We start from the raw sequence: 15,242 nt of genomic DNA on the forward strand, positions 1-15,242 counted from the left end.
ACTCTACCNGTTTTTTCCCAAGCCTTCAATATCAAAGGCATTGCGTGCCACAAAATGACGAATACGCTCAATCGCTTGTGCAGGACAAATAAGCCCACCAGTACATCGACGCACAGCTTCTCCATCTTCACGAACAGCATGACTCCCACAAGCAGGGCAGAGATGAGGAAAAACAAAAGCAGAAGAATCTTTTTGTCGTTTCTCCTCAACAATATCAACAACTTGAGGAATTACATCACCAGCACGTTGTATAATTACCGTATCGCCTATACGAATATCACGCCCCTCACGAATGGGCTCCCCTTTATGGCCAATGCCCTTAATATAATCCTCATTATGCAAACTGGCATTGGTAACCACCACCCCACCAACAGTAATAGGAGTAAGACGCGCAACAGGGGTTAATGCTCCAGTGCGCCCCACTTGAATATCAATAGCTTCCAAAAATGCCATAGCCTTTTCTGCTGGAAATTTATGTGCAATAGCCCAACGTGGCGAACGAGAAACGAATCCCAAACGCTTTTGCAGCATCAAATCGTTAACCTTATAAACAGTGCCATCAATATCATAGCTTAAGGTATGACGGCGTTCTTCAATATCATGATAATAGGAAATGATCTCCTCTACTGTCTGAAAAACTTTTGTCAATGGATTGATAACAAAGCCACATTCTTTGAGTTTTTTCATCATTTCCATTTGACTTTCTGCAAATATTTCACTCACTTCACCACAAGCATAAGCAAAAAATTGCAGCTTTCTACGAGCAGTTATCCGTGAATCTAGTTGACGGAGTGAACCAGCGGCCGCATTTCGAGGATTGGCAAAGATTAATTTGCCTTTTTTCTGTTGATTGCTATTCAAAGCTTGGAAATCTTCTCGTCCCATATAAACTTCACCACGAACCTCAAGAATATCAGGAAATTTGCCTTGTAAAACTTTTGGAATATCAGAAATTGTTCGTGCATTTACCGTAACATTTTCCCCGACAGTTCCATCACCACGCGTTGTGGCACGCACAAGCTGCCCTTTTTCATAGCGTAAAGACAAAGATAAACCATCAATTTTTGGCTCCGCTGTTATTTCCAATAATTGTGTTTCGGGAAGCCGTAAAAAGCGACGCACACGTTCAACAAATTCAGTGACATCTTCAGAATTAAAGGCATTATCAAGTGAAAGCATGGGCTGTGCATGAACAGATTTTTCAAATTTTTCTGAAACCGGTGCTCCAATTTTATATGAAGGAGAATCAGCACGAATGAGTTCAGGAAAAAGAGTTTCAATTTCTGCGTTACGACGGCGCAAAGCATCATATTCTGCATCAGAAATTTCAGGTTGGTCGTCACGATTATAAAGCACATCATGACGTGCAATTTCTTTTGCTAACCACTCTAATTCACTTTCTGCTTCAAGAGCAGTGAGGTTTTTAATTCCGTCCTTGTTCATAAAATCTATTCCAAATGATGGGCTATAGCTATAAAAATCTCAACTCTTTATCATGAAGTGAATTTAAATGAGCACACACTCGTCAGTAAAATAATTGATAAGCAATATTTTATCGTTAAATCACTTAACCTTTATGCAAGAAGCTTTTGAGCAGCAGCTCGCGCCTCCTCAGTAATCTGCTCTCCTGCCAACATACGAGCAATTTCTTCTGCACGCTCCTGCTTTTCCATTTTATGAATAGCCGTGATAAAGCGCCCCTTATCATCACTTTCAATCTTTGAAATAAGGAAATGACTATGTGCTTTTGACGCGACTTGGGGCGCATGTGTAATAGCAAAAACCTGAATCTTTTCCGACAAACGCTGCAAGCGCCGCCCAATGGCAGCAGCAACAGCTCCACCAACACCTGTATCAATTTCATCAAAAATCAGTGTAGGAGCTGATCCGCGATCAGATAACACAACCTTTAATGCCAATAAAAAACGAGACAATTCACCACCAGAAGCAACACTCAGCATAGGGCCAGCCCGAGTTCTAGGGTTGGTCCGCACCCAATATTCGATACGATCACACCCCTCTGCACTACGTCTTTCAACATCAGTCTGCATTTCAACAATAAATTCTGCCTTTTCCAATTTCAATGCCGGCAATTCAACCATAACACTTTCCGATAAATGCTTTGCTGTCTCTCGACGCTTTATTGTTAAGGCCTGCGCTAATGTATCATAATTTTTCTTTGCCTGCCCTGCTTCATCTTCAAAACGCGTTAATGTGTTCTGAGCCTCTTCAAAATCAGTAAGTTCAGCATCCATTTTATCGCGCAACTGAACCAATTCATCCGCAGAGACTTGATATTTACGAGCAAAACCACGAAGCATAAAAAGGCGTTCTTCTATCCGTTCCAACTCATCAGGTTCAAAATCCAATGCCCGCATTGCCGCTTCAATCCCTTCCTGTGCTATTGCAAGTGCATGCAACGCATCGTCAATAGATTTTACCACAGGCGCAATAAGCTCTTCTGCCTCAGGAATTTTCCGCTCCAAACGCCTCACCAAATTGGAAAGCACTGGAATTGGCGATTTTTGACCACTTAAAAGATCATCAGCTTCCTTAATATCCGTCGCTATTTTTTCTAATTTAAGCATATCCGCACGACGAAGAGAAAGAGCCTCCTCCTCACCAACTTGAAAATCAAGCTTTTCAAGTTCTTCCACACACGCTCGAAGATAATCCATCTCGCGCATTGCATTCTCTACTTTAAGACGCTGTTGTTGCAAACGCTCTTCGCATTCATGCCATACCCGATAACATTGACGTAAATTTTCCACGTCAACTTCAAGATCCCCAAAAGCATCTAATAACTGACGATGTGTAGCAACATCAACAAGTGCACGATCATCATGCTGGCCATGGATTTCAACCAACTGACGGCCAACATGACGCATTAAGGAAACGCTAGCCACCTGATCATTAATAAAAACACGACTCCGCCCATCGCTCGATTGCACACGCCGTAAAATGATATCGCCTTCATCATCAAAACCATTCTCACGAATAAGCTGACGCACAGGATGTGAAACAGGAACATCAAAGACAGCTGTCACCTGTCCACGATCAGCACCATGACGCACAAGCGAAGCATCACCACGCCCACCAAGAGCCAACGATAAAGCATCAAGTAAAATAGACTTCCCAGCCCCCGTTTCACCAGTTAAAATTGATAATCCCGCTGTAAAATGAATATCAAGCGTTTCGATCAAAACAATATTATGAATCGAAAGCTGTACCAGCATGAGAAAATCAACGTGCCCTATTCTTCTCACCACTTAAAGCATGTGAGATCCAAGAAGATTTATGCTCCTGTGGCGATATTCTATTCTTTTGTAATAAATTATAAGAAAACTTATACCATTCACTTTTGGGATAATTACGTCCTAAAATAGCTGCTGCCGTCTGCGCTTCTGCTGTTAAGCCAAGAGCAAGATTAACCTCTGTTAAGCGGAAAAGCGCTTCTTCAACCTGATTTGTATCGGAATACTCTTCAACAACTGTACGAAACCTTCTACTTGCAGCAAGATAACGCCGCCCTTCTTCGTAATAACGGCCAATCTGCATCTCTTTACCAGCGAGCTGTTCTCGGCCAAAACGTATTTTATCTTTTGCATCCTTGACATACTCAGAATTTGGATAGCGCTCTATAAGAAGCTGCATAGCAGCAATAGCACGTTTCGTATCATGCTGATCGCGTGTAACATCAGGAATCCGGCGAAAAGAAGAAAGACCAATAATATAATAGGCATAAGCCGAATCATCTGCCCCTGGATAAAGAGTAATATAGCGCTGTGCCATACTAATTGAATCATCATATTTGCCCAGTCGATAATTTGTAAAAGCCCCCATCACTAAAGACTTAGATCCCCAATCAGTATAAGCATACTGTTTTTCAATCATAAGAAATTTCTTCGCAGCATCTCCAAGCCGTCCGCTCTCAAAGCTAGCCAGTGCTTGATTATAGAGAACATCTGGTGGATCCATTTTTAAAACATAAGCAGATGGATTGAGGGTATTTTTCTCTTTAAAGAGACATCCCGCTAACATGCAGGTACTACCTAAAAGCGCCACCCCCAATATCTTACGTACAATGTTAGATTTCCTATATGCAAGCTTTTCAATACATACATGAGATTTTGTCATAGTCCTTCGGGCCTCCAGAGAATGTCACCTTATAGCAAAAATCATTTATTAAAAGTTTTTATACCATATCACTTTAAAATCCACTAACCAATTTAGTAACTTAAGATCAATCATCCCCTTAAAAATCAAGCAGATTCTTAAGAAAATCTTTTCAATTTTTTCTATCCCCCTATAAAAAGCTTTCTTCATAACATGATTCATCTGCTAAAATGGCTTTTACCAATTGCGAATTCATTCTATGCCCACTGCAATAGGAACGGAATAATCCAATAAAAGGGCTACCAAGCAAAGTGGTATCACCAATCGCATCCAACATTTTATGCCGAACAAATTCATTTTTCCAATAAAGCCCCTGTGAATTCATGACTTTGTCATCAACACCAATAATAAGAGAATTTTCCAAAGAGGCACCTATCCCCTTTCCGGAAACCCATAATTTTTCTACATCTTTAACAAAACCAAAAGTACGTGCACGCGACAAATCATCTCGAAATCCCTTTGGAGTGAGATCAAAATTAAAATGTTGTTTACCAATAACAGCAGAAGAAAAAGAGATCGTGATATCAAAACGACGTCCATCAAACGGCAAAAACTCTACCATACCATGGGCTCCTTCAATCCGTAGAGGCTTTTTTATAATGAAATAAGAACGCAAAGCATTTTGCTGTATAATGCCAACTTCCTCAAAAGCTTGACAATACGGCCAAGCAGAACCATCCAAAATAGGGATCTCATGGCTCGACACTTCAATAATAAGATTGTCCAAATTATAAGCAGCAATTGCAGCCATCAAATGTTCTATTGTTTCAATTCTGAACTCGCCATGCCCAAGCACTGTTGACAATTCAGTGGCTCCTATTTGCGATGCATGCGCTTGAAATCTCTGTTCTGTTCCATTCAGTGCACAACGCTTAAAAACAATACCATGACCTACCTCAGCTGGGCAAACCTTCACCACAGAAAAACACCCACTGTGAACACCATATCCCTCAAATGTCACAGCTTTTTTAAGAGTAGACTGATATTTTTGCCCCAACGTCATCACGTCACTTCACTAAACTATTTTTACGTCTTTAAAACAATTATAAAACCATAAAAATGAGATTCATAGCAAATAATAAACCCGCTTATTACTAAGCGGGTTTATAAAAAGCAGAATATTTTTCTCACAAGCGCATTATACTTCACTCACCAAAGCTTTTACGCAATATGTCAAGAGACACTCAAATTTTTCTTTCCCTCACTTTTCAGCAATTAATTTACTTGACGACGCAAAAACGCTGGTATTTCTAATTGATCTTCTTCACTTATAAAAGTACGCTGATCTTGCGGTACGTGAGGATGTAACTCACCAGAACGACGAGGAACATACACAGAAGCATCTTGAGAAAGTGCCTGAGACTTTTTATTATAGCCATGCATTTCCTGCTGCTGAGAAGGTTTTACAGCAGGCTCTAGTCTGGCTTCTGGCTCAGCTTCTTCACGATGTGTCAAACTCTGTTTCAAACGCTGCCAAAGATTACGAGGCCCCTGTTCGCTAGCCATTAACCTCTCCCGTTGGCTCTGTGCAACAGGAGGGAAATCCTTTAACTCAGGCATACGCATAGGAGAACGCGCTTGCGTTTGTCTTTGTTGTAGTTGCTTTTCTTCTTTCTGCTGCACAACTTCTGCCATCTCGTCAAGAATATGGGCCGTTGCCTCCATACTGACTGGTGCAACCATAGAGGACTGCGAACCACGACCTACTTGCATACGTGGCGCATTTGACATTTGCCCATGCACAGCATTTGATCCATAAGGAGAGGTATTGCTATTTCGCGCAACAGCAGCATCCGCAGGCTGTGGAAAAATTTGACTTTTAGGACGAAACTGTTCTCCCGTCGATTTGCTTTTTTCTATTTCAAGAGCTTCAATCACTTCTACCATTGACTCAGAACGCAAAGGAGACGACTGAACATGAAAAGAGCTTTGTGGCATTCCAGAATCGCTTTTACGCATCGAAGCTGCAGGTCTTTGCATTTGAGGATGAGAAGGCTGGATCACCTCATTCACCTCACGATCAATACCCGTTGCAACCACAGATACACGAATAACCCCCTCTAGTGACTCATCATCAATGGCACCAAAGATAACATTCGCATCTGCATCCACTTCTTCGCGAATACGATTAGCAGCTTCATCTACTTCAAAGAGAGTCATATCACGACCACCCGTAATAGAAATGAGCAAGCCACGAGCACCACGCATAGAAGTATCATCTAAGAGCGGGTTTGCAATAGCAGCCTCAGCAGCATTTAAAGCACGACCTTCACCAGATGCTTCACCAGTCCCCATCATTGCGCGCCCCATTTCATGCATAACAGAACGAACATCAGCAAAATCAAGGTTAATAAGCCCCTCTTTAATCATGAGATCCGTAATGGAAGCAACACCAGAATAAAGCACTTGATCAGCCATAGCGAAAGCATCCGCAAAAGTCGTCTTTTCATCGGCAATACGGAAAAGATTCTGATTAGGAATAACAATTAATGTATCAACAGACTTTTGTAACTCCTCAATACCAGCCTCTGCCGTTTTCATACGGCGTGCCCCTTCAAACTGAAATGGTTTTGTTACCACACCAACGGTCAAAATACCTTTTTCACGCGCAGCACGAGCCACTACAGGTGCGGCTCCGGTTCCAGTACCTCCTCCCATACCAGCAGTAATGAAAACCATATGGGAATCTGCTAGATGATCAATAATTTCATCGATACATTCTTCTGCAGCTGCTTGTCCAACTTCTGGCAAAGCGCCAGCACCTAGACCTTCAGTAACGGCTGCACCAAGTTGAATAACACGTTCAGCCTTTGACATAGCCAAAGCCTGTGCATCTGTATTTGCAACAACAAAATCAACTCCCTGAAGACCAGCATTAATCATATTATTCACGGCATTCCCACCACCACCGCCAACACCAAAAACGGTAATACGTGGCTTCAATTCCGCGATATCTGGCCGATGCAGATTAATCGTCATTTTCTTTTCCTTCTCATAAGACATCGCAAGCCCAAGCGATGCAATTTAACTTAACCTCAATAGACTTAACTAAAAACTCTCACGCAACCACTGACCAACACGCTGAAAATACCCTCGCGTGCCTGTCGATAAATGATTCACTGCCGCCTGCATTGTTTTTTCTTCAAAGCCAACCAATTGCGGATAAATTAACAATCCAACAGCAGATGTAAACGCCGCCCCTTTTGCAAGAGAAGGAAGCCTCGAAATACCTAAAGGCCGCCCTATACGAACATTTCTTCCCAATATAGTACGTGCCATTTCTGGCAATCCTGTTAACTGGCTTGCTCCCCCAGTCAAAATAACACGTTTACCAATAATGTGACCAAAACCAGAACGATTTAAACAATCACGTACCATTTCTAAGATTTCTTCAACACGTGCACGAATAATACGACCAAGAACAGCACGAGGATATTGCGTTTCACGCTGTTCACTACCAATCTCCGCCACACTAATCATATGCCTCTCATCAGCACTTGAAGGAAGTGCTGAGCCATAGACAACTTTTAAACGTTCTGCCTCAGTAAGAGACATAGAGAATCCGCGCGCAACATCAAGCGTCACATGTTGCCCACCAACTGCCAAAGCATCGGCATGAACAAATTTCCCCTCAAAAAACACTGAAAAGGTTGTTATTCCACCACCAAAATCAATACATGCCGCACCTAAATGCGCTTCCTCATTCATCAAAACAGCAAGACCACTTGCAAAAGGAGTTGCCACCATTGCTTCAACACTCAAATGTGCCCGATTAATACAAGTTTCTAAATTACGCAAAGCTGCAGTCTCTGCTGTTACCACATGCACATCGACACCAAACAATTCCCCAGTCATTCCAATTGGATCAGAAATTCCCCTATCCCCATCCAGTACATAAGAGACCGGAACTGAATGCATAACATGACGTTCAGCATCAAAAGCTTTGCGCGAGACATCTGAAAACACCACCCGTACATCACGCTTGGTTACTTCACGACCATTCAAACGTACCACGCTATTGATAAGCTCACTTTGTAATCGGCTTGAAGAAAAATTCACAATCACCGAATCCACCACCAAACCTGCCATTTTTTCTGCCGCATCAACAGCCAATCTTATGGATTGCTCTGCAGCAAACATATCCATCACAACACCAGATTTAATGCCCCGAGAACGTTGTACTCCAAAGCCTAAAATTTCCATAGAATGCGTACGACCATGTAAATAGTGCGCATGCTTCAAAGGACGCAAACAAGCAATAAGACAAACAATCTTACTTGAGCCAACATCAAGCACCGTCAAAAAACGTGTTTTACGTCCCCCCACATGAGGTGATCTGAATAGCATCATAGGCTGCCTGCCTTTCGCGCTTTTAAAATGCGCTCTTTTTCTGCCACAGCAACACCACGAAGCTCCAACGCCTCATCTGACAAAGAAACAGTAATGCGATCAGAAAGACGCAAATCAATACTAAGAATATCGCGAGCAAAAAGATCTTGCGCTGTATTTATCTCGATCAAAGAAGCAAGCCTTTCAAGCGCCCCCTGTTCAGGCAACATAACACGCACACCACTATCCAAGACAAGATCCCAACGCCGATCACCTACACGTACAAAAGCACGGACACGGTTGTACAGTTCTGGGTATACTGATAGCGCTTGAAGAAACATTTTGGCAGAATTTTGCGCCCCCTTCCCAACGATAAGAGGCAGCCCCTGAGTACCCCCTCCTTTAAAGGGCACAATGATACGACCTGTACTATCAACAATATCCATCACACCATCATGTTGCCAAATTGCATAGGGTTCACGCTCCACAACTGAAATACGCACTTTATTGGGATAAATCTTTTGAATATTAGCCGATTGAACCCAAGCCTGTTTTTCTAAAAGGGAACGCGCATTATCAACATGAAAAGTGAAAATAGATTGATCTTTCTCAAATCCTAATTCTTTTAAAACTTCCTGTTTTAGCAAGCGTTTATTACCGCTAATTTCAACATCAGTAACCACAAAACCAATATCAGACACTGCTGCCTTCATCATCATTCCCATCTGACCACTTGATGAAAGCCCATAAAAAACTATAACAAAGAAAAATAATACAACAGAAAAAGAGCCCAAATGGCGTGGAACATGAACACTTATAAAGAAAAATTCAAACATAAACCGAAGAAAGCGACGATAAAGTCGTGGCAAAGTTGGCACGAACGGCACCTCCATCAAAACATTTGTCTTATTAACATTCAACGCATACACGACGCGTCCTCCACCATCCACTGAACAAGATCGCCATAACTACGACCACTTGCCTTTGCAATATCAGGAACAAGAGAGGTAGGTGTCATACCGGGTTGTGTATTAATTTCAAGCCAAACCAATTCCCCCGTTTCCTCATCAAAACGAAAATCAGAACGGCTAACACCTCGACAACCTATCGCCTGATGTGCAGCTAAAGACATTCTTTGCACCTTTTGGTAAATATTTAGTGAAAGTTTTGCAGGACAAACGTGAAGAGAGCCACCAGTTTTATATTTTGAGTCATAATTATAAAACTGAAAGTGTGGATCAGGGATAATTTCACAAACATCCAGCACTTCATTTCCTAAAACCGCACAAGTAAGTTCGCGACCAGGAATATATTTTTCAACCATAACTTCATCCGTATAAACCCACTCATCTCCCACGATATTGTGTGGCGGCGCAGATTCATTTTCTTTTACAATCACAACACCAAAACTCGACCCTTCACACACAGGCTTAATAACATAAGGAGGCTCCATAGGATGCGCCCTCCCAACAGCAAAGCGGCTCATAATACAAGAAGGCGCAACAAAAACCCCAACACTTGCAACAATAATTTTTGCACGCCCCTTATCCATCGCCAACGCTGATGCCATCACTCCAGAATGAGTATAAGGAATTTTCAAATATTCAAGAATTCCTTGAATACGACCATCTTCACCAAATGGCCCATGCAATGCATTAAAAGCGATATCAGGCTGCAATCGTTCAAGAACAGAAGCGATATGACCATCAACATCCACACGGCTTATACAATACCCCTGCGCTTCAAGAACATCAGCACACGCAGCACCTGAAGATAAACTTACAGACCGCTCAGAAGAGAATCCCCCCATTAAGACAGCTATATGCTTATCTTTCATAATAACTTATCCCCTTATGCATACTATATATAGATTACATAGAATCGACAAACACCATATACGGAAAACACTAAGTTTTATCCTTACGAATCAATAACCTAGCATTTTTCATAATGAATCAGACTCAAGCGTATGATGCAAGAGTTTCTTTGTTAATTTATTGATTCTTAATGGATTTTTTCATTATCTCTTTGAAATGACTCAATTTTTTATTTGTGCTTTTTTATATCTCTGAATCAATCAATGAAAGGGATCAAAAGAAGGAACAATACGGCCTTGTTCAAATTGACCAATGCGTTGTATTTCCCACTGTAAAAGATGTGCCGAATGCGCAAAAACACGTGCACGTACTGTTTCCCCCAAAGCTTCAAGATCATAGCCTGTTGCTTGCCCTGTATTGACCATAAAATTACAGTGCATTTCACTCATTTGCGCTCCACCAATCTGCAAACCACGGCATCCTGCTTCATCAATAACACGCCATGCAGATGTACCTTCAGGATTTTTGAAAGTTGATCCACCTGTTTTTTCACGAATAGGCTGTACCGTTTCCCGATGAAGTGCAACTTCATCCATAGCAGCACGAATATTGTCTTGCTTTCCTCCTTCACCTTCCAACAAAGCGGCCGTGAAAATAAGATCTTCAGGAAGATCACAATGACGATAGGAATAATGCATATCCTTTAAACTCAAGGTATGGCGCTGTCCTTGACGATCAAGTGCATAAACCTCAACAACACGCGCTGCTGTTTCAACACCATTAGCACCTGCATTCATTTTGAGTGCTCCTCCAAGACTACCAGGAATACCATAATAAAAATGAAAACCTGCAACTTCGGCTTCTAACGCTGCCGTTGCTAAATGTTTATCCGCCGTAGCAGCACCAACCAAAAAACGCTTTGCAGAAACTTGCTGCACTTGTCCAAAACCTTTTGGCGAAAGACGAATAACAACGCCAGGAACCCCCCCATCGCGTACGAGAAGGTTAGAACCGATTCCGACAATTGTTACCGGCACAAACTCAGGTAAATTTTTCAAAAAGAGAGCTAAATCAGCTTCATCAGCAGGCTGGTAAAAGAGCTCCGCCAACCCACCTGTGCGAAACCACGTCACCTTACGCATCTCAACATTCGGCGTAAGTTTACCTTTTATTTCGCAAAGCAGCGGTTGTAACCGTGCTAACAGGGATTTACCATCAACGCGTTGAAAATTAATCATTACTATCCAATACCGCTAACTGATGAGACAATGCACAAGCCCACTGTGTGATATTGCCAGCACCAAGAAAAACAACATAATCTCCTGCCTTAGCAAAAGTAGAAACAATTGATACAACATCTTCAAGACAATGAATCAAACGCACATCACGATGACCTGCCATTTTAATATGTTCTACCAATTCTTTAGCCCCAAAACCAGCAACTGGTTCTTCCCCAGCGGCATAAACAGGCGTAATCAACACTGTATCTGCATCATTAAAACAAGCAGCAAAGTCATCAAATAAATTACGCAACCGTGAATAACGATGTGGTTGTGCAATCGCAATCACGCGCCCTTTTGCACTCTCCCGTGCTGCACATAAAACAGCCTTTATTTCAACAGGATGATGCCCATAATCATCAAATATTACAATGCCATGCCAACTGCCCGTTTGGGTAAAACGTCGTTTTACTCCAGCAAATTTTGCTAAGCCTTTTTTTATAGATTCATTTGAGATGCCGAGTTCATGGGCAATAGCAATCGCCGCCGTCGCATTAGAAACATTATGCGTCCCAGACATTGGCAAAAGCAAATTTTTTAATTCAGTCTTTTTCCCTGTTTTCCGCGAACGAATCAGAACATCAAAATGCGTTTTTTGACCATCCATTGAAAGATTAAGAAAGCGAACATCCGCTTGTGGATTTACCCCATAAGTGATCACCCATCGATCATCAATACGGGTTGCCAACGACTGAACTTCTGGATGATCGAGGCATAAAACCGCAAAACCATAAAAAGGCACATTCTCTATAAATTTTCGAAAAGCCTGACGCACAGCATCAAAGCTCCCGTAATGATCCAAATGTTCAGCATCAATATTGGTAACAACGGCAATATCAGCAGGCAACTTTAAAAACGTGCCATCACTTTCATCGGCTTCAACAACCATCCAATCACCCTCACCCATACGAGCATTCGTACCGTAAGCATTGATAATACCGCCGTTAATCACCACCGGATCAAAATGACCTGCATCAAGCAGTGCAGCTATCATTGATGTAGTTGTCGTCTTACCATGCGTACCACCAACAGCAATTGCCCGACGAAATCGCATGAGCTCCGCTAGCATTTCCGCACGCCTTACAAGCGGCAAATGCCGCTCTTTTGCAGCAATATATTCAGGGTTTGTTTTTTTAATGGCAGTAGAAAAAACAACAACCTCTGCCTCCCCTAAATTTTGAGGATTATGACCTATAAAAATGTTAATTCCTTTTTTTCTTAAACGTTCAACATTTGCACTATCAACTTGATCTGATCCTTGAACTTTATAGCCAAAATTATGAAAAACCTCAGCAATTCCACTCATACCGATCCCCCCGATTCCCACAAAATGGATAACGCCTATATTAAGCGGCATTTTCATCAAAAAACTCCTCCTTTATATCTGACAACGATTGTCCCTCAATCAGGGCTTGAGCCATATCAGCAAGCCGTCTGGTTGCATGAGGTTGTCCAACTTTTTTTGCAGAAAGTGCTTGTTTTTCCAATAAGTGCGGCATACAACAAGCTTGTGTTAAAAGAGCAGCGAGTTTTTGTGCACTTAAATCTTTTTCTGACACAATTTTTGCACCTCCCCCACGAGCGAGCAGTGCTGCATTTTCTGCCTGATCATGATCTAAAGCATGAGGGTAAGGAATAAGCAAAGCAGGCCGACCAATCACAGCGATTTCACAAACAGATGAAGCACCAGCACGTGATAAAATGAAATGAGACCAGGCCATACGCTCAGCCATATTATCAAAAAAAGAGGCAACTTCTGCTTGCACCCCCATCTGATGATAAGTTTTTATCAATTCTTCAGCCTCACCTCGAACTTGCTGAACAATTCGTAAACGTTTACGTATCTCATCATCCAACAAAGCAATTGCTTCAGGAACAATTCGTGAAAAAGCAGAAGCCCCTTGGCTACCACCAAAGACCAAAAAATGAAATGGCTCACCACCTTTAGAAGGATGATAAGGAATTTCTGCTGCTTTGAGAACAGTCTCACGCACAGGATTTCCGGTCAAAAATATTTTATGCGCGTAACTCTTATCTTGTGATAACAAACCACCTGCTATGGCATGGACAAAACGTGCCAATAGCCGATTAGCACGTCCCATAACGGCATTTTGTTCATGAATAAATGTTACGCGCCGCATTAAAGCAGCAGCAACAAGAGGAGGAAAGCTAGGATAACCACCAAACCCCCCCACAAGAACAGGACGCAGTTTATAAAAAAGTGTCAATGATTGCCACATTCCCCTTAACAAGGCCAAAAATGTTTTTATCAATGCAAAAGGATGACGTCGTGTAAATGTTGCCGATGAAATAATATGTGTGTGCTCTTTATCAAAGCTGCGTACATAACATTGAGCCCTTTCATCTGTTGCCAAATGAACATCATATCCTCGCCCCCTTAATTCAACAGCAAGGGCTTCAGCAGGAAAAAGGTGTCCACCGGTACCACCAGCCACTAAAACAATAACTTTTTTATCAGTCATAAGAAGTATCCAAGATAGAAGGAGAAGAAAAAGCGGAAAGGCGAGCCTCTGGCCAGCGACGTGTTAAACTAAGCAAAATTCCCATTGAAAATGCAATTGCCACCATAGATGAACCACCATAAGAAATAAATGGCAATGTCATACCCTTTGGAGGAATCAAATGAAGATTCACTGCCATATTGATCGCTGATTGAAAACCAATCATCATTGCTATGCCAGTAATCCCAAGACGTATAAATGAATCACGTGTATTCGACGCTATGTATAAGGAACGCATAACAATAAAGGCAAAAAGCATCATAATAAAGAAACAAAGGATAATACCATATTCTTCAGCAGCAACGGAAAACACAAAATCTGTATGGCTATCTGGAATGATACGTTTCACGGTTCCTTCTCCAGGACCTTGGCCAAACCACCCGCCATTCAAAATAGCCTCACGCCCCACATCCACTTGAAAGGTATCACCTTCACCTGTCAAAAAACCATTAATACGTTCTCGCACATGGTGAAGAGAAAAATAGGCAAAAACAATTCCTCCAATACCTAACATGATAAAGAAGAAAATAGCCGTAAGAGGGACACCAGCAACAAAAAACAGACCGCCCCATGTAGCACTTATTAAAACTGTCTGACCAATATCAGGTTGTAAAACGAGAAGCACACAACAAAAAGCATAAAGTACAGTAGCAAGTGTGTAGCCAAGAATAGCTCTACCTCCTATCTGCTCGGAAAAAAGCCAAGCAGACATCACCACAAAAGCTGGTTTCATAAACTCTGAAGCTTGTACAGAAAAACCAAAGAGAGGGATCCAGCGCCGTGCTCCTTTTAATTCTGGACCAAAGAACAAGGTTGCAACCATAAGAACAAGCGTTACAACGAGTAAAAGGGCACATAAACGGCGAATATTACGGAGAGAGAAAAAAGAAATAGTCACCATTGTAAAAAACGCCGGAATACTAAAAATAATATGCCAGCGAACAAAATAAAAACTATCAGCCATTCCAATTTTTTTTGCAATGGTGGGGCTAGCAGCAAAAGACAGCATAATACCAATCCCCATGAGAATCAAACAAGACGCGAAGATAGAGCGATCAATTGTCCACCACCAATTCGCAATTGGATCTCTATCTGCACGCGTAACCATTATATCCACC

Annotated in this window: 12 protein-coding genes; all 12 read right to left on the reverse strand. The window is 41.9% G+C overall.

Annotated features, from left to right (window positions below):
- Positions 1-3 precede the first annotated feature (3 nt).
- The 12 genes from ligA to BN202_RS02205 all read right to left on the reverse strand — a co-directional run bounded on the left by ligA (position 4) and on the right by BN202_RS02205 (position 15,232).
- Positions 4-1,443, reverse strand: coding sequence for an NAD-dependent DNA ligase LigA (ligA, locus tag BN202_RS02150; RefSeq protein ID WP_019218877.1), 1,440 nt, complete (start codon positions 1,441-1,443; stop codon positions 4-6).
- A gap of 131 nt (positions 1,444-1,574) precedes the next feature.
- Complete coding sequence (gene recN / locus BN202_RS02155; protein ID WP_019218878.1) at positions 1,575-3,236, reverse strand: DNA repair protein RecN; 1,662 nt, start codon at positions 3,234-3,236, stop codon at positions 1,575-1,577.
- A 7-nt stretch (positions 3,237-3,243) separates the two neighbouring features.
- Positions 3,244-4,137 carry an outer membrane protein assembly factor BamD gene (locus BN202_RS02160; RefSeq protein WP_019218879.1) on the reverse strand — a complete coding sequence of 298 codons (894 nt, stop codon included), beginning with the start codon at positions 4,135-4,137 and terminating at the stop codon, positions 3,244-3,246.
- Positions 4,138-4,306: 169 nt separating this feature from the next.
- On the reverse strand, positions 4,307-5,179 hold the full coding sequence (lpxC, locus tag BN202_RS02165; protein ID WP_019218881.1) for a UDP-3-O-acyl-N-acetylglucosamine deacetylase: 873 nt from the start codon (positions 5,177-5,179) through the stop codon (positions 4,307-4,309).
- A 212-nt stretch (positions 5,180-5,391) separates the two neighbouring features.
- A complete protein-coding gene (gene ftsZ / locus BN202_RS02170) occupies positions 5,392-7,155 on the reverse strand; it encodes a cell division protein FtsZ (protein WP_019218882.1) in 1,764 nt (587 codons plus the stop codon).
- A 69-nt stretch (positions 7,156-7,224) separates the two neighbouring features.
- Positions 7,225-8,526, reverse strand: a complete 1,302-nt coding sequence (gene ftsA, locus BN202_RS02175) for a cell division protein FtsA (RefSeq protein ID WP_019218883.1) — start codon at positions 8,524-8,526, stop codon at positions 7,225-7,227.
- Positions 8,523-9,434: a cell division protein FtsQ/DivIB gene (locus BN202_RS02180; protein WP_019218884.1), complete on the reverse strand. Its 912-nt coding sequence runs from the start codon at positions 9,432-9,434 to the stop codon at positions 8,523-8,525. The genes ftsA and BN202_RS02180 overlap by 4 nt, the downstream gene beginning before the upstream one ends.
- Positions 9,422-10,342 carry a D-alanine--D-alanine ligase gene (locus BN202_RS02185; protein WP_019218885.1) on the reverse strand — a complete coding sequence of 307 codons (921 nt, stop codon included), beginning with the start codon at positions 10,340-10,342 and terminating at the stop codon, positions 9,422-9,424. The genes BN202_RS02180 and BN202_RS02185 overlap by 13 nt, the downstream gene beginning before the upstream one ends.
- 240 nt (positions 10,343-10,582) lie before the next feature.
- Positions 10,583-11,560 carry a UDP-N-acetylmuramate dehydrogenase gene (gene murB / locus BN202_RS02190; RefSeq protein WP_019218886.1) on the reverse strand — a complete coding sequence of 326 codons (978 nt, stop codon included), beginning with the start codon at positions 11,558-11,560 and terminating at the stop codon, positions 10,583-10,585.
- Positions 11,553-12,965 carry a UDP-N-acetylmuramate--L-alanine ligase gene (gene murC / locus BN202_RS02195; protein ID WP_019218887.1) on the reverse strand — a complete coding sequence of 471 codons (1,413 nt, stop codon included), beginning with the start codon at positions 12,963-12,965 and terminating at the stop codon, positions 11,553-11,555. Before murC ends, murB begins: the two co-directional genes overlap by 8 nt.
- Entirely contained in the window at positions 12,949-14,085 is a 1,137-nt protein-coding gene (gene murG / locus BN202_RS02200) for an undecaprenyldiphospho-muramoylpentapeptide beta-N-acetylglucosaminyltransferase (protein ID WP_019218888.1), read from the reverse strand. Before murG ends, murC begins: the two co-directional genes overlap by 17 nt.
- A complete protein-coding gene (locus BN202_RS02205; protein ID WP_019218889.1) occupies positions 14,078-15,232 on the reverse strand; it encodes an FtsW/RodA/SpoVE family cell cycle protein in 1,155 nt (384 codons plus the stop codon). Before BN202_RS02205 ends, murG begins: the two co-directional genes overlap by 8 nt.
- Between the last annotated feature and the right edge of the window lie 10 nt (positions 15,233-15,242).

Origin of the sequence: Bartonella florencae (genome assembly GCF_000312525.1) — a bacterium.
Lineage (GTDB): Bacteria > Pseudomonadota > Alphaproteobacteria > Rhizobiales > Rhizobiaceae > Bartonella > Bartonella florencae.

What these genes read in the sequence shown, in the direction of transcription:
- BN202_RS02185 (WP_019218885.1), bottom strand. Translation starts at nt 10,342, where the DNA reads ATGAAAGATAAGCATATAGCTGTCTTAATGGGGGGATTCTCTTCTGAG.
- ftsZ (WP_019218882.1), bottom strand. Translation starts at nt 7,155, where the DNA reads ATGACGATTAATCTGCATCGGCCAGATATCGCGGAATTGAAGCCACGT.
- murB (WP_019218886.1), bottom strand. Translation starts at nt 11,560, where the DNA reads ATGATTAATTTTCAACGCGTTGATGGTAAATCCCTGTTAGCACGGTTA.
- lpxC (WP_019218881.1), bottom strand. Translation starts at nt 5,179, where the DNA reads ATGACGTTGGGGCAAAAATATCAGTCTACTCTTAAAAAAGCTGTGACA.
- recN (WP_019218878.1), bottom strand. Translation starts at nt 3,236, where the DNA reads ATGCTGGTACAGCTTTCGATTCATAATATTGTTTTGATCGAAACGCTT.
- BN202_RS02205 (WP_019218889.1), bottom strand. Translation starts at nt 15,232, where the DNA reads ATGGTTACGCGTGCAGATAGAGATCCAATTGCGAATTGGTGGTGGACA.
- murG (WP_019218888.1), bottom strand. Translation starts at nt 14,085, where the DNA reads ATGACTGATAAAAAAGTTATTGTTTTAGTGGCTGGTGGTACCGGTGGA.
- ftsA (WP_019218883.1), bottom strand. Translation starts at nt 8,526, where the DNA reads ATGATGCTATTCAGATCACCTCATGTGGGGGGACGTAAAACACGTTTT.
- BN202_RS02160 (WP_019218879.1), bottom strand. Translation starts at nt 4,137, where the DNA reads ATGACAAAATCTCATGTATGTATTGAAAAGCTTGCATATAGGAAATCT.
- murC (WP_019218887.1), bottom strand. Translation starts at nt 12,965, where the DNA reads ATGAAAATGCCGCTTAATATAGGCGTTATCCATTTTGTGGGAATCGGG.